This is a genomic window from Geminicoccus sp. (genome assembly GCF_035556675.1).
In the GTDB taxonomy this organism is placed as follows: Bacteria; Pseudomonadota; Alphaproteobacteria; order Geminicoccales; family Geminicoccaceae; genus Geminicoccus.
On the sequence record NZ_DATMFZ010000314.1, the window covers coordinates 1 to 20,084 of the forward strand.

Consider the following 20,084-nt stretch of genomic DNA (forward strand, 5'->3'; position numbering starts at 1 on the left):
CCCGGCACCGGGTCGAACTGGGCGATCGCTAGGACGAGATCGGACAAGGCTGAAGACTCCACCGCGACAGACCGCCACCGCTTCCGGCATCGGCCGGCGATTGCGGCAAGCGATGGGAGCGCCGGATCTTCTCTTTCGGAGCGTCAGGCGCTAGGCAAGCGCAACCTGATTTCGATTGGAGTTCGCGCCGATGCGCCCCGCGGTCATCCTGGCATTGCTGCTGTTGCTGCTCACCCCCGCCCTGGTGCGCGTGATCATGGGCCCGCCCGCACCCGAGCCGGTCGATGCCACCGCGGAGCACGAGGTCCAGGAAACCCTGGAGCAGTCGACCCACTGAATTTTCCTCCAAGTGCGGGGTTGCGCGCCTCTCGCCAGGACGCTATCACCCCGCCACGCCGCTCAGCCGGCCGCGCGCCCGTAGCTCAATGGATAGAGCATCTGACTACGGATCAGAAGGTTAGGAGTTCGAGTCTTCTCGGGCGCGCCATTCTCCTCAATGGGTTAGCTGATTTGATGCTTCCTGATGTCGGAGCGCTAGTCAGCGAATAGGAAGCATTCCGCTTCGTAACCATTGCCTCTGCCTCCAGCTTGGGCTGGATCGATGCCTCTGCCAGGAGTTTTGCCGGGTCCAGGCGCTTCTTCACCGCCCTGGCTGCGGCCGCCGGGTACTTCTCCAGCAGGTCGGCCTTGCGCGCGAGCAGCGTGGTCTTGAGCTTGGCCTTCTTCTCAGACGTGCCGGACCCGTGGGCCTCGACTAGGTGCCGGATGTCCTCGTCGCTGATCTTGGCGATGCGTGCGACTGAGGCGGTGATGTCCGCGTCCGAGATCCGCCGAAGACCGCCGCGGCCTGGGCGTTGACCTTCGGATCGCGCAGGCTGGCGAGCTCGGCCACCTCGTGGCCAAAGACCTTCTTCGCACCCTGGGGGCGGTACTCAAGTGAGCCGCCCACGTCGACGCGCACGGCCTTGCCATCGGGGCCGATCTGCAGATTGTCGTTCGACAGCCCGATCATGCCCCAATTCGCCAGCCAGGCATCCACCGCGAAGCCTGCGTGCGCGTGCTTGGTGGTCGCCAGCTTCGCGGCGGTGCCGGGCTTGAGGTCGGACACCTACTTCGAGGCGATGCCGAGCTTGCCGCCCTGCTGGACCAGCTTCAGCGACGCGACCGGGATGCCGGCGGCCCCCTCAAGGCTCTGAGGAGCCGCAGAGTGGCTGTGGGCGACAGAACGCTCCGCAGCGATCGACGAGCGGCACGTCTGTTTACTTGGATCAGCACGATGGTACTATGGCGAATATGGCACTTGTCGTGCCTGGCGCGCTACCGGGAAAGTCCGGCATGGAGAACGACCTCGGTCGGATGATCGACGCTCTGCCTAGTTTGGTTTGGACAACTAAGGCGGATGGAACCGGTGACTTCGTGAATCGCTACTGGCGCGACTACACGGGTTTGACTCTGGATGAGGCTCGGGCAGCCGGCTGGATGTCGATTGTTCACCCCCACGAAGTTGTGGCGGTGTGCGCGGCGTGGAAAGCTGCGATGGGTGCCGGAAGGTCCGCCGAGTTCGAGGGACGTTTGCGCCGCTTCGACGGGGCGTACCGGCGCTTCAGTATCAGGGCCGCCCCGTTCCACGATGATGCCGGTCGGATCTCCGGCTGGTGCGGGGTCAGCTCGGACATCGAAGACCGAAAGCGCGCGGAAGCGCAGCTGGCCGCCGAGAAGCGCCTGCTGGAGCTGGTCGCCCGCGGCATGGCCCTTTCGGAGATTCTCGACGAGCTCTGCTTCCAGGTGGAGGCCCTGAGGCCGGGGTCCTTGTGCAGTATTCTGTTCGCCGATGCCGATGGCCTGCGTTTTCGGGTCGGCGCTGGGCCTAACCTTCCGCCACCCTACAGCGCCGTGCTCGACGGCCTGAAGGTCGACCCTTCGTTTGGCCCCTGTTCCCTGGCGATCGCGACCCGATCCACCGTCATCGCTGCCGATCCGCCGAACGACCCCCGCTGGTGTGGGTCGGCCTGGCCAGGAATGATGGTCGAGTTTGGCCTCGGGTCCTGCTGGTCCGCACCGATCTTCGGGAGCCATGGGGAGGTGCTCGGGATCTTTGCCATCTATCGACGTGAGGCCGGGCGCCCGACCGACGAGGAGCAGGAGCTGATCGACCGGTTCGCCAAGCTCGCCGGCATCGCCATGGAGCGGGCGCACTCGGACGCCATGCTCGCTGCCAGCGCTGCCGAGCTTCGGCGTGCGAACCATTTCCTGGCTGGTGCGCAGCGCCTCAGCAAGACCGGCAGCTTTTCCCTGGAACCGTCGTCGGGCGAGCAGGTCTGGTCGGAGGAGAACTATCGGATCTGGGAGTTCGATCCCGCCGTTCCGCCGACCATGGAAATGGTCCTGGATGCCATTCACCCGGAGGACCGGGCCGATGCTTTCACGGCCTTCACCGACGCGGTGCGGGCCCAGGAATCCTGCGACATCCACTATCGGATCATGACTCCCGTGGGTGGCGTGAAGCATCTCCACACGGTTATGGAGGTCATTCCCGCGGTCACCGAGCGGGTCCTCTATTTGGGCAGCACTCAGGATGTGACAGAGAGCAAGCTTGCCGAGGCGGCACTGCTGGCCAGCCAAGCAGACCTCGCCCGCACCAACGCCTATCTGACCGCCACCCAGCGGCTGAGCCAGACCGGCAGCTTTACCTGGGATGTGGAGCGGGATGTACTCAACTGGTCCGAGGTGGTCTATCAGGTGTTCGGCTTCGAGCCTGCCACCACGGTGACCCTGGGCAGGATGATCAGCGCTGTCCACCCCGAGGATCTGGCCGATGTCGAGGCACGGCTAGCCGAGGCCGTCAGCGGCGAAAGTTTCGAGCTGATGTTCAGGATCCTCAGGGCCAGCGGCGACATCCGTCATGCTCACGTCATAGGCCACCGGATCAATCAGATCACTGACCGCCCGGTCTTCATGGGGGCCCTGCAGGACATCACGGCGCGCAAGCTGGCGGAGGCCGACCTGAACCACGCGCGGGCCGAGCTGGCCCATGTGGCGCGGGTGACGGCGCTCAGTGCGGTCACCGCGTCGATCGCCCACGAAGTGAACCAGCCGCTCGCCGGGATCATCACCAATGCCGGCACCTGCCTGCGGATGCTGGACGCGGACCCGCCCAACCTGGAGGGCGCGCGGACGACCGCCAGGCGCACGATCCGGGACGGCAACCGTGCCTCCGAGGTGATCAAGCGCCTGCACGGCCTGTTCACGCGCAAGCGGCCGAGCCTGGAGTGCGTCGACCTCAACGATGCCGCCCGGGAGGTGCTCGCCCTGTCGTCGAGCGAGTTGCAGCGGCGGCGCGTGACCGTGCGCACCGAGCTGCGCGACGATCTTCCGCCGGTGCTGGCCGACCGTGTCCAGCTTCAGCAGGTCATCCTGAACCTCGTCCTGAACGCTGCCGACGCCATGGCCGAGGTGGAGGACCGCGCCCGCGAGCTGCGGGTGTCCAGCCGCGCCGAGCCGGACGGGCTGGTCAGCTTCCACGTCCGCGACACTGGCATCGGGCTCGACCCAGACGACATCGACCGGCTTTTCCGGGCCTTCCACACGACCAAGGCCGACGGCATGGGGATCGGCCTCTCGATCAGCCGCTCGATCATCGAGGCCCATGGCGGACGGATCCTGGCCCGGCCGAACGATCCCGGCCCGGGCGCCATGTTCTCCTTCGCCATCCCCTGCAGCCCGACCGCCGCCGGGCAGCGGCAGCCGGGAAAGGCCGACGACCTGGAGCAGGCTGCTGTCGTCGCCGCAGAACGTTGATCGGCGTCAGGCGGCTCCGCCAGCTCCGGCGTCCGGCAGGGTTGCGATGAGTTCCCGGGTAGTCAGAATGGCATGGGCATAGGTCGGCCCGTTGAGCTCGTGCGCGGCATGCATCATCTCCCTGGAGAAGGCGGCGGTGGCGTCCCGGACGAGGGTGACGTGGAAGCCAAGCTCCATGGCGTAGCGGCCGGTCGACTCGATGCAGGTATTGGCGAGCAGACCTACGACGACGACGTGCGTGATGCCGTGTTGCCGGAGCTGCTGGTCGAGATCGGTGTTGGCGAAGCCGCTCTGCGCCCAGTGTTCCTTGACGACGATGTCGCCGTCCCGGGGAGCGAAATCCGGATGCCAATCGCCGCCCCATTCGCCACGAGCGAAGGAATGCCGCTTCATGATGGCGCGCTGGGTCGGGTTGGGATGACACCAGCACGCGTAGTCGCCCGGCTCCCAGCGGCGGTGGGGCACGATGAAGACCTTCATGCCGGCGCGCCGCACCGCCTGGCTGATGCTTTTCAGATTATCGATCAGGCCGACTTCCTCGGCGACCTCCTTGACCCGTGGCCATATCTTGCCGCCTTCGGAAAGGAAGTCATTGTAGGGGTCGACGAACAGGAGCGCCGTCGACCGGCGGTCGTAGCTTGGTTGGGACATTGTCGTTCCCCGTTATGGCCAGTGTCGGCCTGGCCGTTCAGTTCCTGAGCGCGGCGCGTTCGATGCTCGCGGCGAACAGGGGCGTCTCGTTCTGGTTGTGCGCGATCGACATGGGCTGTCGCTGTGCGCGGGCCACGTCCAAAGGAATGCCCTGACGATCAAGAAAGATCCGGAACTCGTCGGTCGCAGTCGAGCGGACGTGGTTGGTGAACTCGCACCTCTGGTCGTCAATGGCCCGGACGCTCATCTCCCAGAGAATATGCATCGTGGTCCTGCCGGAGGGCGTGAACACGTCGGAGACCGATTCCAGGACCAGGTGGTCTTTCCTGCCGAGGGTCTCGACATAGTGCTGGACCATGAGGCTGCCGCCGATGATCTCGACATTGATCGACATTCGCCTGCCGTCGGGCGTTGTGGTGAAGCCTGCGGCGATGTGGGCGGGAGAACATCCCTGATACTCCTTCTCGGCGAGCGAGAAGCACCATCCGGGAAGGTCGATCTTTTCGATCGGCGCGTTGATGACTGCGGTGAAGCTGGAGTCGACGATCGGGGTGTCACTCATGTCCCGTTCCTTCATCAGGAGGTCTGCCCAGACGGGGCAGCAGTCGGTGGGCGCTGAAGCCTGCCGGTCAGAGGAAGTCGCGAACGATTGCCGCGACCTGATCGGCAGCCGTGTCGAGGGCGAAGTGCCCGGCTTGCAGGAGATGAATCTCGGCCTGCGGCACGTCCTTCCGGAAGGCTTCAGGCTCGGAAATGTCGAACGAGGGATCGTACCTGCCCCACAGCACCAGCAGGCGCGGCTGGGACCGGCGCAGCCACGCCTGCCAAAGCGGGTAGGCGGCGACGTTGTGGCGATAGTCATAGAACAGCTCGGCCTGGATCTCTGCCTGGCCGGGCTGGCTGAGGAAGGCGAACTCATCCGTCCACAGATCGGGGTCGTAGCGTTCGACCCGGGGATCGCTGCCGACGTGGCGCTGGCGGGCCGCTTCCAGCGAGAGGAGGTTGCGGCGCAGCGCAGCCTCGTGGGTGGCGCGGTCGGCCCAGAAGGCGCGGCGGGCTGTCCAGAGATCGCCCAGCCCGGTTTCGTGCGCCACGGCGTTCTGCACGATCAGGGCGTCCAGGCGGTCTGGATGGGCCAATGCCATCCGGAAGCCGACCGGGCCGCCATAGTCCTGCATGTAGAGGCTGTAGCGGGACAGGCCGACCGCTTCGCAAAAATGGATCATCACCTCGGCCAGATGGTCGAAGGTGTAGGCGAAGTCGCCGGGTGGCGGTGCGGCGCTGTGGCCGAAGCCGGGATAGTCTGGGGCGATCAGGTGGAAGCGATCGGCCAGCCGCGTGAGCAACGGCTCGTACATGCGGGAGGACGACGGCAGCCCGTGCAGGAGCAGGATGGCCGGCGCCGCCTGATCACCAGTCTCGCGATAGAAGATCGGGAGGTCCTGGACGGTGATCGTGCGATAGGTGGTGGGCCGGACCATGGCGCTCACATCCGGCTGGCATCGGCCACCGCCTGTGCAAAGGCATCGGGCGCTTCCTGCGGGAGGTTGTGGCCGATGCCGCCGCCGATCGTCCGGTGCTGGTACTTGCCGACGAACTTCGCGGCATAGGCCTTGGGCTCCGGATGCGGTGCGCCGTTCGCATCACCCTCCAGGGTGATCGTCGGGACGGAGATGGCCGGTGCCGCGGCCAGCACCTTCTCCATCCCGTCAAATTGCGGCTCGCCCTCCGCCAGGCCGAGGCGCCAGCGATAGTTGTGGATCACGATCGCCACATGGTCGGGGTTGCGGAAGGCATCGGCGCTGCGCTCGAAGGTGGCGTCGTCGAACCGCCATTCCGGCGAGGCGGTCCTCCAAATCAGCCGCGCGAAATCGCGCGTATTCGCCCGGTACCCGGCCTGCCCGCGTTCGGTCGCGAAGTAGAACTGATACCACCAGGCCAGCTCCGCCGTCGGCGGCAGGGGCTTCTGGTTGGCCGCCTGGCTGCCGATCAAATAGCCGCTCACCGACACCATGGCGCGGCAGCGTTCCGGATGGAGGGCCGCCACGATGTTGGCAGTGCGGGCCCCCCAGTCGTAGCCGGCGAGGATCGCGTCCTGTACCTGCAGGGCGTCCATGAGCGCCACCGCATCGGCGGCCAGGGCGGCCTGCTGGCCATTCCGCGGCGTCTGATCGGAGAGGAACCGCGTCGGGCCGTAGCCGCGCAGATAGGGCACGATCACCCGGAAGCCCTGCGCCGCCAGGATCGGTGCGACCTCGGCATAGCTGTGGATGTCATAGGGCCAGCCATGGAGCAGGATCACCGCGGGGCCATCGGTGGGGCCACTCTCGGCGTAGCTCACGCTCAGCGGCCCGGTCTCGACCTCGCGCAGCCGGTCGAAGGCCCCGGTCGACGGTTTGGCAGGTTGAGCTCGCGCTGCGGGAAGGACCCCGAGTTCGGCAGCGGCGGCGATCATCGCCGTCGTGCCGATGAACCGGCGGCGAACGGGATCGACGGGCCCGTCCTGCACATGCTTGGGCATTGCTTTCTTGCTCCTGGCTGGCGACGGACCTGAGTTCAGACGGCGATCGTGGTCACGACGTCGATGTTGCCATGGGTCGCCCGCGAGTAGGGGCAGAGCGTGTGGGCTTCGTCGACGAGTGCCTGGGCGACGTCGCGCGGCAGGCCCGGCAGGCTGACGGCCAGCCTGGCGCCCAGCGTGTAGAAGCCGTTCACCAGGCTGAGATCCACCTCCGCATCAATCGCGAAGCTCGGCGGAAGGGCTACCCGCTTCCTGCGTGCGGCGATGCCGATGGCGCTCTCGAAACAGGCGGACCAGCCCGCGGCGAAGAGCTGTTCGGGGTTGGTGCCGGCGGTGTGGCTGCCGGGCAGCGCGGTCCGGATGTCGAGATTGCCGTCCGAACTGCGGGAGGCACCGCCTTCGCGCCCTCCGGTGGTGTGGACCCTGGCCGTGTAGATCAGCTTGTCCTGCTGCTCCATGCAGCTTCTCCTGTGAAAGGGGCGGGGTATGGGCTCAGGCGCGCAGCGGCCGGAAGGCGGCGCGCAGTTCGGCAGTGAATGCCGCCGGCTGCTCCCAGGCCGCGAAATGCCCGCCCTTGGGCAGCCGGTTGAAGTGGATCAGCTTTGGAAAGGCCTGTTCCGCCCAGCTTCGCGGCGCCGCATAGATCTCGTCCGGGAAGACGCTCACGGCGACGGGAATGGCGATGTGCTTGGGCGCGAAGAAGGCGAGCTTGTTTTCCCAGTAGAGGCGCGCCGAGGAGACGGCCGTGCCGGTCAGCCAGTAGAGCGTGACGTTGTCGAGGATGTCGTCCCGGGTCAGGCCCTCGCTGGCGCCGTCGAAGACCCGCGCGATGAGCGCATAGCTGCGGGCATCGTGGTCGAGCATCCAGGCGGCAAGGCCAATCGGCGAATCCTCCAGCCCGTAGAGGGTCTGCGGGCGGTTCGCCATCTCCTGGGCGTAGCCCAGGCCGTGCTTGTAGAAGAAGTCGAGCTGCTCGTAGGCGTTGCGCTCCTCCGTGGACAGGCCTGCTGGCGCCGGTTCGCCCGCGGCGAGCGCCTTCGCGATCTCGTCCGGGACGGTCGCGGGCATGTTGGTGTGGATCGCTACCAGCTCCGGCGGTGCCTGCACGGCCATCTGCTCCGAGACGGCATCGCCCCAGTCGCCGCCCTGGGCGATGAAGCGGTCATAGCCCAGCCGCTTCATCAGGGTCGTCCAGGCCCGGGCGATGCGCTGGGGATCCCAGCCCGTGGCCGACGGCTTGGCCGAGAAGCCATGGCCCGGCAGGGACGGAATCACCACGTCGAACGCATCCTCGGCCGTCCCGCCGTGGCTGGTCGGGTCGGTCAGTGGGCCAATGACCTTCAACTGCTCGATCACCGAGCCCGGCCAGCCATGGGTGATGATCACCGGCAGGGCGCCCGGATGCTTCGAGCGGACATGGATGAAGTGGATATCCAGCCCGTCGATCTCGGTGAGGAACATCGGCAGGCCGTTCAGCCGCGCCTCGACCTTCCGCCAGTCGTGTTCCGTCTGCCAGTATTCGGCGAGCTTGCGCATGGTGGCGAACTGCACGCCCTGCGAGGCGCCCGCGACCGGTTCCGGCGTCGGCCAGCGCGTAGCGGTGATCCGCCGGCGCAGATCGGCCAGTGCATCGTCCGGGAAATGGACCTGGAACGGACGAACGGCATCGGGTTCGGCAGCGCGCGGCTCTGAGGTCATCGTGGCTACTCCGGCGGCGGCAGCGGCGACGAGCATGTCGCGTCGCGTCAGGGATGGCTGGGGTTCCGGCATGACGGTTCTCCTCCGCAGCCAAGGGCATGGCTGGATGAGCACGTTCGTCCGTCATGTTCGATGATCGGTCACCGGGCGGCGATTGGACGATGGTATCGCCGATACCTTGATATCAGCGGCAGGGCACGCCGCCGCCGCACAGCGCTCGTTAGCAAGAGGGCCGAAAAGCGCGAACCGATACTAAGGTACTATGGGTCGTTCGCCCGCCATGGGCGCATCATCCGGGGAAGATGGTGGAATCCCCTCCACACGAAGGAGTTTCGCGATGAAGACCATTCCGCCGGGACCAGGCGGAGTGTCACTGGCTCAGCTTGCGGGCCCGATCGCGCCTGAACCGGACTGGCCCTTGGCACCCTCGCCGGCGGCGGATGCGACGGGAAGTGCATGATGCAGCAGCCGGCATACATCGCGGTGATCGACGATGACGAGTCGATCCGCGAGTCGCTGCCGGACCTGATCGGTATGTTCGGCTACGTCGCCCGGGCATTCTCTTCGGCCGAGGAATATCTCGCGGCGGACCTGCTGGACCAGACCCGGTGCCTGGTGCTCGACATCGGCATGTCGGGTATGTCTGGGATCGAGCTGCAACAGGAACTGACGCGCCGCGGGCGCACGATCCCGATTGTCTTCATCACTGCTCAAGGCGACGAGCAGTTCTGCCGGCAACTGCGGCGGAGCGGCTCGGTCGAGTGTCTGCTCAAGCCGTTCACCGACACGGCACTGCTCGATGCGCTCGAAGCCGTGCTGCAACCGTGATCGCCGTCCTCCGTGCCGGTGGCGGCGATGCAGTGGAGGTCACACATGGAATGGTCGTGCACGATGGCCGGCAAGGTGAGCCGCAGCACCATGGTCGAGGTCACGCCAGTCGTCTACGTGGTGGACGACGACATCTCGGTGCGCGAGGCGCTCGAGGCCTTGATCCGCGAGGCAGGCTGGCAGGCCCATGTCTTCGCTTCGGCCCAGGCCTTCCTGTCCCACCCGCGCCCGACCGTCCCGAGCTGCCTGGTGCTCGACGTCTCGCTGCCCGACCTCAATGGGCTCGACCTGCAGCAGCAACTCGTCGCCGAGCGCAGCGACATGCCGATCATCTTCATCACCGGCTATGGCGACGTGCCGATGACCGTGCGCGCGATGAAGGCCGGCGCCATCGAGTTTCTCGTCAAGCCGTTCAGCGACGAGGCCCTGCTGGAAACGATCGGCAGTGCCATCCAGCACAGCCGTACGGCGCTGAACCACATGACGGAACTGCGGGCGTTGCAGGCCCGTCACGCCTCACTCAGCACACGGGAGCGGGAGGTCATGGCGCTGGTCGTCACCGGCCTGTTGAACAAGCAGGTCGGCGGCGAACTCGGCATCAGCGAGATCACGGTGAAGGCCCATCGTGGCAGGGTCATGCGCAAGATGGCAGCGACCTCGCTGGCAGATCTCATCAATATTGCAGCGAGGCTCGGCATATCCGTTCGCAACTGACACCATGGTGTCGGCGATACCTTGGTCTGATGGAAGCCGATTTCACTGTCTGTCATCTAGGGGCTGCCGGGCTTTCCCGGTGCACCGGCCATCGGAGGCAGACATGTCCGACACCGAGCAGATCCGCCTGGAGCGGCATTCGCCAGCGCTCTGGCGCGTCACCTTCGACCATCCGCCCCTGAACATCTTCGGGCCGGCGGCCCTGCCGCAGCTGAACGCGATCGTCACGGCACTGGAGACGGATCCCGACGTGAAGGTCGTGGTGTTCGACAGCGCCGTCGAAGGCTACTTCATCACTCATTACGATTTCCTGGCCAAGCCGGAGGAAACGCTCGGCCTGCCACCGGGGCCTACCGGCCTGCAGCAGCTGCCGGACCTGCTCGTGCGCATCAGCCGCGCGCCGGTGGTCTCGATCGCCAAGATCCGTGGGCGGGCGACCGGCGTCGGCAGCGAACTCGCTTTGGCATGCGACATGCGCTTCGCCAGCCGGGAAAAGGCGATCCTGTCGCAGTGGGAAGTCGGTGCCGGGCTCGTGCCGGGCGGAGGGCCCATGGCGCGGCTGCCGCGGCTCATCGGACGCGGCCGGGCACTCGAAGTGCTGCTCGGCGCGGACGACATCGATGGCGAGCTCGCTGCGCAGTACGGCTACGTGAACCGCTCCTTTCCCGATGCGGAACTCGATCGCTTCGTCGATGGCCTGGCATCGCGGATCTCGACCTTCGACCGGCAGGCCGTCGCCGAGACCAAGCGCCTGGTCGATGTCGCGAGCCTGCCGGCCGATGCCGATATCGCGCCGGAATGGACAGCCTTCCTTGCCTCCCTGGACCGCCCGGCGGCGCAGGAGCGGATCAGGACGTTGATGACGCTCGGCTTTCACACGCCGGGCGACGTCGAGGCGCGGCTTGGCCGCTATGTCGGCCAGATCGGCCGGTGAGGATACCAGGATGGAACAGAAAGTGGCCATCATCACCGGAGCCTCCCAGGGAATCGGGGCGGCCCTGGTCGCTGCCTACCGCGAGCGCGGCTACGGCGTCGTGGCGACGGCACGCTCGGTGAAGTCCGGGCACGATCCGGACGTCCTGGCGATTGCCGGCGACATCGCCGACCGCCGGACCGCCGGGCGCGCGGTTGCCGAGGGCATGGCCCGGTTCGGGCGCATCGATACGCTGGTCAACAATGCCGGCATCTTCATCGCCAAGCCATTCACGGAATATTCCGAGGCGGACTATCGCGCGGCCATCGCGGTCAACGTGTCCGGCTTCTTCCACATCACCCAGCTCGTCATGGCCGAGATGGAGAAGCGTGGCGCGGGCCACGTGGTGCAAATCACCACGACGCTGGCCGAACAGGCCAACTCGCAGGTTCCCGCGATGCTGGCATCGCTGACCAAGGGCGGGCTGAACGCCGCCACAAGGGCGCTGGCCATCGAGTACGCCCTGCGCGGCATCCGGGTGAACGCCGTGTCGCCCGGCATCATCCGGACGCCGATGCATCCGCCGGAAACCCACGCGGCGCTCGATCGGCTGCATCCGGTCGGGCACATGGGCGAGATCGCGGACGTCGTCCAGGCGGTGCTCTACCTGGAATCCGCGCCGTTCGTGACGGGCGAGATCCTTCATGTCGATGGCGGCCAGATCGCCGGCCACTGACCAATCATGGAGGGCTGCCGGGATGACGCGGGCCTACGAGATCATCGAGCATTGGTATGACGTGGTCATCGTCGGCGCCGGCGGTGCCGGCATGCGCGCGGCCCTGGGCATGGCGGCGTCCGGCCTGAAGACGGCCTGCGTCACCAAGCTCTATCCCACGCGCAGCCACACGGTCGCGGCCCAGGGCGGCATGGCGGCATCGTTCGGCAACATGGGCGATGGCGATCACTGGCGCTACCACATGTACGACACGGTCAAGGGTTCCGACTGGCTCGGCGACCAGGACGCGATCGAGTACATGTGCCGGGAGGCCGTTCCGGCCGTGCTCGAGCTCGAGCGCTTCGGCGTCCCGTTCTCGCGCACCGAAGATGGACGGATCTACCAGCGCCCGTTCGGTGGCCAGACCATCGAGTACGGCAGGAAGATGGCGCAGCGGACCTGTGCTGCGGCCGACCGTACCGGCCATGCGATCCTCCATGCGCTCTATCAGCAATGCCTGGCGCACCGCACCGAGTTCTTCGTCGAGTATGTTGCGCTCGACCTGCTGATGGACGAGGAGGGCGTGTGTCGGGGCCTCATCGCCTGGAACCTGGAAACGGGTGCGCTGCACCGTTTCCGCGCTCAACGCACGGTGCTCGCGACCGGAGGCTATGGCCGGGTCTATTTCTCCTGCACCGCCGCGCACAGCTGCACGGGCGACGGCAACGCCATGACGCTGCGCGCCGGCCTGCCGCTGGAGGACATGGAGTTCACCCAGTTCCATCCGACCGGCATCTACGGCTCCGGCTGCCTCATCACCGAGGGTGCGCGCGGCGAGGGTGGCTATCTGACCAATGCCGCGGGCGAGCGGTTCATGGAGCGCTATGCGCCTCATGCGAAGGACCTCGCCGGCCGCGATGTCGTCTGCCGCGCCATGACGATCGAGATCAACGAGGGCCGGGGATGCGGACCTATGAAGGACCACCTCCTCCTTCACCTGGAACATCTCGGTGCCGACCTGCTCCACCGGCGCCTTCCCGGCATCAGCGAGACAGCGAGGATCTTCGCCGGGGTCGATGTCACGCGTGCACCGATCCCGGTGCTGCCGACCGTCCACTACAACATGGGCGGCATCCCCACCAATCTGCACGGCGAGGCAGTGACCGGGCGGGACGACGACCCGGAAGCCGTCGTCCCAGGCCTCATGGCCATCGGAGAGGCCGCCTGCGTGTCGGTGCACGGTGCCAACCGCCTCGGGTCCAACTCCCTGCTCGACATCATCGTCTTCGGCCGTGCCGCGGCACAACGCGCGACCGCCACCATCCGGGCGGGAGAGCAACATGCGCCGCTTCCGGGCAACGCGACCGACCGGGCGATCTCCCGGTTCGACAGGCTGCGCTGGTCCAATGGCGGCAGCAGCGCCCAGGCCATCCGCTTGGCGATGCAGCAGGTCATGCAGAGGCACTGCGCCGTCTTCCGCAACGGTCCGCTGCTCGATGAAGGGGCGGACCGGCTGGGCGGCGTCGCCGCGCGGCTGCAAGGCGATCTGCGCATCGTGGATCGTTCGCTGACCTTCAACAACGAGCTCGTCGAGGCACTCGAACTCGACAACATGATGGCCCAGGCGGTCGTCAGTCTTCACTCGGCCATCGCGCGGACCGAGAGTCGCGGCTCGCATGCGCGGGAAGACTTCCCGAAGCGCGACGACTGGAACTGGCTGAAGCACACCTATTGCTGGCTGGATGATGTCGGCCGGGCCCGTGTCGGCTACCGGCCGGTCCATCTGCAGCCGCTGTCGAACGAGGTCGCCTCGATCCCACCTGGCGAGCGCGTCTACTGACTATTTCTTCGTGGGAAGCTCTGCGTCGGCTGCGTTCGCCTCGCACCGACACCAAGGTGTCGCCGCTACCAAGGTGCAAGTGACTTGGCCTTCTGGCGGTGGCTTCATGTCGATGACTTCCATCATTTGCCCAGGGAGAAGCGAAATGAGGATCCTGATGGTGCTGACGTCGCATGACCGGCTCGGCGATACCGGCCGCAAGACCGGCTTCTGGCTCGAGGAGTTCGCTGCACCCTACTATGTGTTCCGCGATGCCGGCGTGGCACTGATGCTCGCCTCGGTGAAGGGCGGGCAGCCGCCGGTCGACCCGAAGAGCGACCTGCCGGAAAACCAGACCCCCGCCATGACGCGCTTCAAGGCGGATCCTGTGGCGCAAAGGGAACTCGCGAGCACCGTACCGCTCGCGGACATGCGGTCGGACGACTTCGACGCCGTCTTCTACCCCGGCGGACACGGGCCGATGTGGGACTTGGCCGACAACCCGGATTCCATTGCCCTGATCGAGTCGTTCTACAATTCCGGCAAGCCGGTGGCTGCCGTCTGCCATGCGCCGGCTGCGCTTCACCGGGTCACCTACCGGGGCGATCCGATCGTGAAGGGCAAGCGCGTCACCGGCTTCACGAATGACGAGGAAGAGGAAGTGGGGCTCACCCATGTGGTGCCGTTCCTGGTGGAGGACGAGCTTAAGCGGTTGGGTGGACGGTTCGAGAAGGTGCCGAACTGGCAGAGCTTCGCCATCACTGATGGACGCCTGATCACCGGGCAGAACCCGGCTTCCTCGACCGCAGGGGCGCAGGCCCTCCTGAAGCTATTGTCCGACATGCAGTCCCCGGCCCGCGGTTCGAGCGCAGCGTGATCGCCATGTCGTACGATCCACCCACCAGAGCCGATGTCGTGGTCGCCATCGTCTTTCACAGCGGCTACGGACATACCGCCCGCCAGGCCGAAGCGGTCCGCCATGGCGCGGAACGGGTGCCTGGAACGTCCGTGCTCTTCCTGACATCAGAGGAGGCGCAGTCGCGCTGGGACGACCTCGCCAAGGCCGACGCCATCATCTTCGGCGCACCGACCTACATGGGAAGCGTGTCGGGCCCGTTCAAAAGCTTCATGGACTCCACGTCGAAGGTGTTCGTCTCGGGTGCCTGGCGGGACAAGATCGCTGCCGGGTTCACCAATTCGGCGTCCCGCTCGGGCGACAAGGAGGTGACACTGCTCCAGTTTGTTGTCCTTGCCGCGCAGCTCGGGATGCACTGGGTAAATCTCGGGGTGCCCGCCGGGAACAACCAGTCCACGGGGTCCGAGGACGATCTCAATCGCCTGGGCTTCTGGCTCGGGGCCGCGGCACAGTCGAATGCCGACCAGGGACCCGACCTGGTGCCGCCCGCGTCGGACCTGCAGACCGCCGAGCAGCTGGGGGAACGGGTGGCGAAAGTGGCGCAGCAGATGGCCCGGGGCCGCATCCCGGCATGAGAGCCGGAACTTCGGAATCAGCCGTGCAGACCGCCCTGAGCCGCAAGCAAGCCTGTTGCACGCCGGCTGCGGAGATACCGGCGACACTGCAGGCCGGTAGGCACGGCCAGGCTGTCGGAGAACGGATATGGCGATGGCAACCTATCGAGCGTTTCAGGCTGTCGGCGGAGGAAAGCTGGAACTGGTCGACCGGCCGCTCGAGCCGCCGGCTCCGGGCATGGTGCGGGTTGCGGTCGAAGCCTGCGGCGTCTGCCATACCGATGTGCTGACCGTGGAGGGCGGCTTCCCCGGGGTGAACTATCCACGGGTGCCCGGCCATGAAGCGGTCGGGCGGGTGGATGCCGTGGGCGAGGGGGTGGCACGCTGGTCGCCCGGCCAGCGCGTCGGCGTGGGCTTCCTGGCCGGGCGCTGCGGAAAGTGCCCCTCCTGCAGGCGTGGCGACTTCGTCAATTGCACCAACCAGCTGATCACGGGCATCCATCTCGACGGCGGCTATGCCGAAATGATGCTCGCGAGCGAGCATGCGCTCGTCGCCATCCCCGAGTCGCTGCACTCCGCGGAAGCGGCTCCCCTGCAGTGTGCCGGCGTCACGACCTTCAACGCGCTGCGCAAGTCCGTGGCGCGGCCGGGCGAACTGGTCGCGATCCAGGGGCTCGGCGGTCTTGGTCACCTTGCCGTCCAGTTCGCACGCCATATGGGCTTCCGCACGGCCGCCATCGCCCGCGGCCCCGACAAGCGGGACCTCGCCCTCTCGCTGGGCGCTCATCACTATGTCGACAGCGAGGCGGAAGATCCCGCCCGGCGCCTGCGGGAGCTTGGCGGCGCAAGCGTGGTCGTGGCAACCGCCGCCAATCCGGGGACGTTCGGGCCCCTGCTGGGCGGCCTCGGCCCGAACGGGCAGCTCGTCGTCGTCGGTGCTGGTCTTGAGCCGATGCAGGTCAAGGTGGCCGACCTCCTGTTCGGCGAGCGCTCGATCGCCGGGATCAACACCGGCACGCCCGTGGAGATCGAAGACGCCTTGAACTTCAGCCTGCTGCAGGACGTGCGCGCGATGATCGAGACGGTGCCCTTCGAGCGCGCACCCGAAGCCTATGCCAGGATGCTCGCCAACAAGGCACGGTTTCGGATGGTCATCGAGATGAGGCCTGATAGCTAGCACTCTGGCCATGACCTACGCCTATCCACCGTCGCTCTAACTTTCGGTGCCGCCGGAAGGATCATTCTTCTGCAGCTGGGTCGCCAGCTCGTAGAGGAGGTGTGGGTAGTATGTTCCAATCCTTGTCGATGAGCAGTCCGCTCGGCCGGACGTCAATATATCTGTCGACAGCGCGGGCGTGGGCAAGGAACCCGAGCAGAGAATCGGCGCTTCGATAGAAGCTGCCGCTGCTGGCCGTCAGCACCGCGCGCAACGGTGCCACCGGGAGTTCGCCCTCCCCACGATCTGCGCCGCGTTCTGCCGGTTTGCCTCATAGGCCGCCAGGAACTCACCCTGTGCGGACCCATGCTCCGAGGCGGCCGCTTCCACCCAGCGGGCGAAGTGGCGTCTGGCCTCGCTCGGCTCCAACCATTGCGATTGCCCCATGGCCATTCAATAAAAAGGGACAGTGCAGCCGACGCTGCCATCACCCAATACCAGCAAAGCCCGGCAGCCTGACCATGGTGACATCGGCTGCTACCCAGAATTCCTGGGACTTCTTGTCTCGAAGCTTATACTGCCTCCAGAACCAGAAGCCTTTATTAGGAGTCAATACTCGTTGACCCATTTGTTGGCAACGTGCAGCATCGATGCGCAAGCAAATCTTCCACGAAGCTCATGTCGGGCGTCTTACTGATGCAGAACCAGTCCGGCGCCGTCGCGTGAGTGAGCCTGCGCTTGCGCAGGCAGATCAGGGAGCCAGCATCCATGATCTCGCGACGCACGTGGCTGGTCATGCTCGGCTTGGTAACAGGCGTGGCGTTGCATGCCTGTCCGCCGGCCGTGGCCGTGGAAGACGCCGCGGCTGCGTGCCGTGCCCTGGCCGGCGATCCGACCGCAGGGCCGGGCATGCCAATCGACCAGATCGATGCGGACCAGGCACTGATGACTTGCGCCGATGCGCTCGGCAGCAATCCCGCAGCACCGGACCTGCAACTGGCCCAGGCCCGGGCGCTGGAGCGTGCAGGCGAGATCGAACAGGCGGCCCGTCTCTACGAATGGGCGGCCGATTCCGGTAATCCGGCCGCCGCATTCGCTCTGGCCCGTCTCTACCGGGACGGTCGGATGTCTCCGCCGGACCCGCAGGCTGTCGAGCGGCTGCTCGCGCAGGCCGCTGCAGCCGGCTACGCGCCGGACGCGATGGCAGTTCAGGCCGGTGACGCGGCGCCGGCACTCGGGGCATTTGCCGCGGCGGCCGCCGCTGATCCGGAGACGCTGCGCCAGCAGATCGCGGCCCTGGGTCTAGAATCCTATCCGGGCATCCTCCGCGGGCCGGAGGCCACCATCCGCGCGGGCGGTGGCGGCCCTGACGACAAGGCCTATCTGCTGTGGTCGCTGCTCCAGGCGAAGGGGCTCGGTTCGGAGCTGCGCTGGGCCGAGTGCGAGCTGGATGAGCTTTCCCTGCGCGCGATCCAGGAGCGGGCGAGTTCCTGGGGCCGGCCGCGCCAGGTCCTGATCGCCGAAGGTGCGGCGGACGCGGTACCTCTGGTCCAGGATCCGGACGCGCGGCGGCTGCTGGAGGCGATCGCCGCGACCTGGGCGGATGCCAACCGGCAAGCCACGGGCATTGCCGACGAATTGACCGCGCAATTGCTGGCTGCCGGAATCGAACGGCCGTTGGGACGGGTTGCGGAAGTTCCCGACGCGCTGCGGCGCCATGGCTTCGTGCAGATCTTCGCGGACGGCAACTGGCGCGACCTGGACGTGCTCGACCCGGACCGTGCTGATGCGCCGTGCAAGGCTTCCGCCAGGGTCCCTCAGCCGCCGGACGAGTGGTTCGCCGTGGTGGGCCTGCACGTGGTGCTGGAGGAACGGCAGGATACCGGCACCGCCGAGCGTGCCCTGCTGGAGCATGAGGTCCGTCTGGCGGATCTCGCTTCGGGCATCTCGCTCCATCATGCGGAGCCGTTCGGCGAGCCCGGCGGCATGGCACCGCCTGCCGGCATGCAGGGCTACACGCCCGTGCTCCGCATCGGTGAGGCCCGGGTGGTGGGGAACGCCTTCCCGCTGAGGCGGCCGGCGAGCGCGCCAGCGGCAGGTAGCATGGCGGGCTTGGGGGATGCGCTGACCGATGTGTTCTCGACTGATGGCCCGGCAGCACCGGCACCACCGGTACTGGACGCCGAAGCGGCCGAGGATCGGGTGCTCGCCGAGTTCCTCGATGTCCGGGTGCGCCTTCCAGGCCGGCCCGAGATCACCCACCGGATCACGGTGTTCGATCGGCTGGGGGTGGTAGGCCGCGCCCGAGGGAAGCCAGACGCTGCGCCGCTGGAGGAAACCGACGAGGACTATCGCGCGCTGAGCGGCGCTGTGCACCTGGCCTTCGCGACCGGTGCGACGCCGGCACCGGACGATTCGCCGGCCGGCGACGACTTGGCGCTGCTCTTGCAATCGATGGGCCGGCTGAACGGGGCGCATGCCGATCTGCGCCGCGCTCTGGTGGATGCCATGCTGGGCGATGGGGCGAGCGGTTCGGTCGAGCTGGATCTCCCGGTGATCTCGGTGCTGCGCTGGACTCCGTCGCGGGCGGGCGCGCCACCGGCAGCCAGCGATCTGGTGATGGATCTGGCGATGGACCGCGTCCGCTCGCCGGGGACAGCGCCAGGCCTGCCACCTGCGTGGGCCGCCGCCTCGCTGGTGGCCGAGCGGCTGGTCGTCGAGACGAACCGGCTGCTTGAGCGGCTCGCGCCCGACAATGCTTCGGATCTGGCTGCCATCGATCCGGCGCGCGTCGACGTAGCCCGCATCTTCGCGGCGGCGCAGCGTGATTCGGTTCCTGTTCGCCGCTGGGATCCTGGCGACCGCGGACCCGTCGCAGGCATCGAGGCGTCCGCGGAAGCTAAGCTGCGGCTTGCCGCGGCGCTGGACGCAGGTGCGACGGTGCTCGCCCCGGAACGGGCGGTCCTCCTCGACGGGCAGCCCTGGCTCGGCTGGTGGCGCCTCGATCCGGACAATGCCGTCCCGCGCGACGAGCTCGAGAACGGATTGCACATGGCGGCAACCGAGCATGCCCAGACCAATAAGGTGCCGGAGGGTTCTGCGCGCTCGTGGCGTGTCCTCGGCCGGAAGATCTTCTGCTGGGCCAATGGCACCGCGGCCGCCATCGCCATGGCGCTCGGCGTCGCCAATGGGGATCCGGAGGCGATCAAGGCTGGCACAGACTATGCCAAGAACATCGCGAAGATCATCGAGGCGGAGGAGAAGCAGCGGCAGGCAGGCCAGCAGGCGGCGAAGGTGGCTGGGCAATGCAAGTCCGCTTGATCGGTGGGATCGTCCTGGGCTTCCTGCTTCTGGCCGGCCGGATAGCAGGCGCCGAAGTAGTGCATGGCTGCAGCGGCGAGATCGAGCCGAATGATCTGCCGGAGCAGGCGCAGCCGCTCGACGGCGCCATCTGCGTCATGGGCAGCGGGGCATCGGGATCGGACCAGTTCCACTGGCGTGCCGGGGACAGCGCGGGGGCAGCATTCTGGCAGCTCCGCGTCCAAGGCATGCCCGGGCAAAGCACGCGCCTCGCGGTCAGCCGGGTTCGCGGTGCCGGACCGGAGATGCAGGCCGACTATCTTGGGACGCTTGATGCCTCCGGGCAGGAGCCCGACCTCACGCTGCCGCCACTGCTCCTGCAGGACGACACGCTCGCACTTGAGATCGGGACAGGCGGCGGCCTCGGGCTCTACCGGATCATGACGGAGCGGCTGGATACGCTGCCGCCGCGTCGAGATGCAGCCGGGACGCCGCTAGCCG

The 20,084-nt window shown here is 67.0% G+C and carries 19 protein-coding genes and 1 tRNA gene; 13 read left to right on the top strand and 7 right to left on the bottom strand.

Annotation, left to right across the window (positions count from 1 at the left end; all coding sequences use genetic code 11):
* Positions 1–190: 190 nt before the first annotated feature.
* Positions 191–337 (top strand): hypothetical protein, encoded by a 147-nt coding sequence (locus tag VNS22_RS21905; RefSeq protein ID WP_325736262.1) that lies wholly within the window; start codon positions 191–193, stop codon positions 335–337.
* Positions 338–411: 74 nt separating this feature from the next.
* A tRNA-Arg gene (locus VNS22_RS21910) sits at positions 412–487 on the top strand.
* Between the two features lie 267 nt (positions 488–754).
* Here the strand turns inward: VNS22_RS21910 and VNS22_RS21915 are convergent.
* Positions 755–1,108, bottom strand: coding sequence for a hypothetical protein (locus tag VNS22_RS21915; protein ID WP_325736264.1), 354 nt, complete (start codon positions 1,106–1,108; stop codon positions 755–757).
* A 155-nt stretch (positions 1,109–1,263) separates the two neighbouring features.
* Here VNS22_RS21915 and VNS22_RS21920 point away from each other — a divergent pair, with 155 nt between their 5' ends.
* The gene (locus VNS22_RS21920; RefSeq protein WP_325736266.1) at positions 1,264–3,798 is read left to right on the top strand and encodes a PAS domain-containing protein; all 2,535 of its coding nucleotides are present in this window, start codon (positions 1,264–1,266) and stop codon (positions 3,796–3,798) included.
* A 6-nt stretch (positions 3,799–3,804) separates the two neighbouring features.
* On the opposite strand, the gene VNS22_RS21925 is transcribed toward VNS22_RS21920, so the two are convergent.
* The 6 genes from VNS22_RS21925 to VNS22_RS21950 all read right to left on the bottom strand — a co-directional run bounded on the left by VNS22_RS21925 (position 3,805) and on the right by VNS22_RS21950 (position 8,668).
* Entirely contained in the window at positions 3,805–4,449 is a 645-nt protein-coding gene (locus tag VNS22_RS21925; RefSeq protein WP_325736268.1) for an isochorismatase family cysteine hydrolase, read from the bottom strand.
* Between the two features lie 37 nt (positions 4,450–4,486).
* Positions 4,487–5,011: a hypothetical protein gene (locus VNS22_RS21930; RefSeq protein ID WP_349261861.1), complete on the bottom strand. Its 525-nt coding sequence runs from the start codon at positions 5,009–5,011 to the stop codon at positions 4,487–4,489.
* A 67-nt stretch (positions 5,012–5,078) separates the two neighbouring features.
* Entirely contained in the window at positions 5,079–5,930 is an 852-nt protein-coding gene (locus tag VNS22_RS21935; RefSeq protein ID WP_325736272.1) for an alpha/beta hydrolase, read from the bottom strand.
* 5 nt (positions 5,931–5,935) lie between these two features.
* A complete protein-coding gene (locus tag VNS22_RS21940; protein ID WP_325736273.1) occupies positions 5,936–6,970 on the bottom strand; it encodes an alpha/beta hydrolase in 1,035 nt (344 codons plus the stop codon).
* 35 nt (positions 6,971–7,005) lie between these two features.
* A complete protein-coding gene (locus VNS22_RS21945; RefSeq protein ID WP_325736274.1) occupies positions 7,006–7,428 on the bottom strand; it encodes an Ohr family peroxiredoxin in 423 nt (140 codons plus the stop codon).
* A gap of 34 nt (positions 7,429–7,462) precedes the next feature.
* Positions 7,463–8,668 carry an epoxide hydrolase family protein gene (locus tag VNS22_RS21950; protein ID WP_325736275.1) on the bottom strand — a complete coding sequence of 402 codons (1,206 nt, stop codon included), beginning with the start codon at positions 8,666–8,668 and terminating at the stop codon, positions 7,463–7,465.
* A 459-nt stretch (positions 8,669–9,127) separates the two neighbouring features.
* Between VNS22_RS21950 and VNS22_RS21955 the strand changes: the two genes are divergently transcribed.
* The 10 genes from VNS22_RS21955 to VNS22_RS22000 form a co-directional block, all read left to right on the top strand.
* Positions 9,128–9,496 carry a response regulator transcription factor gene (locus VNS22_RS21955; protein WP_325736277.1) on the top strand — a complete coding sequence of 123 codons (369 nt, stop codon included), beginning with the start codon at positions 9,128–9,130 and terminating at the stop codon, positions 9,494–9,496.
* 45 nt (positions 9,497–9,541) lie between these two features.
* Positions 9,542–10,210, top strand: coding sequence for a response regulator transcription factor (locus VNS22_RS21960; RefSeq protein ID WP_325736279.1), 669 nt, complete (start codon positions 9,542–9,544; stop codon positions 10,208–10,210).
* A gap of 103 nt (positions 10,211–10,313) precedes the next feature.
* Positions 10,314–11,144 carry an enoyl-CoA hydratase/isomerase family protein gene (locus VNS22_RS21965; RefSeq protein WP_325736281.1) on the top strand — a complete coding sequence of 277 codons (831 nt, stop codon included), beginning with the start codon at positions 10,314–10,316 and terminating at the stop codon, positions 11,142–11,144.
* A 10-nt stretch (positions 11,145–11,154) separates the two neighbouring features.
* A complete protein-coding gene (locus VNS22_RS21970) occupies positions 11,155–11,859 on the top strand; it encodes an SDR family NAD(P)-dependent oxidoreductase (protein WP_325736283.1) in 705 nt (234 codons plus the stop codon).
* A gap of 22 nt (positions 11,860–11,881) precedes the next feature.
* Positions 11,882–13,678, top strand: coding sequence for a succinate dehydrogenase flavoprotein subunit (gene sdhA / locus VNS22_RS21975; protein WP_325736285.1), 1,797 nt, complete (start codon positions 11,882–11,884; stop codon positions 13,676–13,678).
* A 145-nt stretch (positions 13,679–13,823) separates the two neighbouring features.
* A complete protein-coding gene (locus VNS22_RS21980; RefSeq protein WP_325736287.1) occupies positions 13,824–14,534 on the top strand; it encodes a type 1 glutamine amidotransferase domain-containing protein in 711 nt (236 codons plus the stop codon).
* Positions 14,535–14,539: 5 nt separating this feature from the next.
* Entirely contained in the window at positions 14,540–15,148 is a 609-nt protein-coding gene (locus VNS22_RS21985; RefSeq protein WP_325736295.1) for a flavodoxin family protein, read from the top strand.
* A 127-nt stretch (positions 15,149–15,275) separates the two neighbouring features.
* Positions 15,276–16,304, top strand: a complete 1,029-nt coding sequence (locus VNS22_RS21990) for an alcohol dehydrogenase (protein ID WP_325736289.1) — start codon at positions 15,276–15,278, stop codon at positions 16,302–16,304.
* 747 nt (positions 16,305–17,051) lie between these two features.
* Positions 17,052–19,604 carry a hypothetical protein gene (locus VNS22_RS21995; protein ID WP_325736291.1) on the top strand — a complete coding sequence of 851 codons (2,553 nt, stop codon included), beginning with the start codon at positions 17,052–17,054 and terminating at the stop codon, positions 19,602–19,604.
* Positions 19,601–20,084 (top strand): hypothetical protein (locus VNS22_RS22000; protein ID WP_325736293.1); only part of this gene is annotated, 484 nt, incomplete at its 3' end. The genes VNS22_RS21995 and VNS22_RS22000, both read left to right, overlap by 4 nt.

Coding starts and splice junctions, on each gene's coding strand:
- VNS22_RS21905 (WP_325736262.1), top strand. CDS start 191: ATGCGCCCCGCGGTCATCCTGGCATTGCTGCTGTTGCTGCTCACCCCC.
- VNS22_RS21925 (WP_325736268.1), bottom strand. CDS start 4,449: ATGTCCCAACCAAGCTACGACCGCCGGTCGACGGCGCTCCTGTTCGTC.
- VNS22_RS21930 (WP_349261861.1), bottom strand. CDS start 5,011: ATGAGTGACACCCCGATCGTCGACTCCAGCTTCACCGCAGTCATCAAC.
- VNS22_RS21935 (WP_325736272.1), bottom strand. CDS start 5,930: ATGGTCCGGCCCACCACCTATCGCACGATCACCGTCCAGGACCTCCCG.
- VNS22_RS21940 (WP_325736273.1), bottom strand. CDS start 6,970: ATGCCCAAGCATGTGCAGGACGGGCCCGTCGATCCCGTTCGCCGCCGG.
- VNS22_RS21945 (WP_325736274.1), bottom strand. CDS start 7,428: ATGGAGCAGCAGGACAAGCTGATCTACACGGCCAGGGTCCACACCACC.
- VNS22_RS21950 (WP_325736275.1), bottom strand. CDS start 8,668: ATGACCTCAGAGCCGCGCGCTGCCGAACCCGATGCCGTTCGTCCGTTC.
- VNS22_RS21955 (WP_325736277.1), top strand. CDS start 9,128: ATGCAGCAGCCGGCATACATCGCGGTGATCGACGATGACGAGTCGATC.
- VNS22_RS21960 (WP_325736279.1), top strand. CDS start 9,542: ATGGAATGGTCGTGCACGATGGCCGGCAAGGTGAGCCGCAGCACCATG.
- VNS22_RS21965 (WP_325736281.1), top strand. CDS start 10,314: ATGTCCGACACCGAGCAGATCCGCCTGGAGCGGCATTCGCCAGCGCTC.
- VNS22_RS21970 (WP_325736283.1), top strand. CDS start 11,155: ATGGAACAGAAAGTGGCCATCATCACCGGAGCCTCCCAGGGAATCGGG.
- sdhA (WP_325736285.1), top strand. CDS start 11,882: ATGACGCGGGCCTACGAGATCATCGAGCATTGGTATGACGTGGTCATC.
- VNS22_RS21980 (WP_325736287.1), top strand. CDS start 13,824: ATGAGGATCCTGATGGTGCTGACGTCGCATGACCGGCTCGGCGATACC.
- VNS22_RS21985 (WP_325736295.1), top strand. CDS start 14,540: ATGTCGTACGATCCACCCACCAGAGCCGATGTCGTGGTCGCCATCGTC.
- VNS22_RS21990 (WP_325736289.1), top strand. CDS start 15,276: ATGGCGATGGCAACCTATCGAGCGTTTCAGGCTGTCGGCGGAGGAAAG.
- VNS22_RS21995 (WP_325736291.1), top strand. CDS start 17,052: ATGATCTCGCGACGCACGTGGCTGGTCATGCTCGGCTTGGTAACAGGC.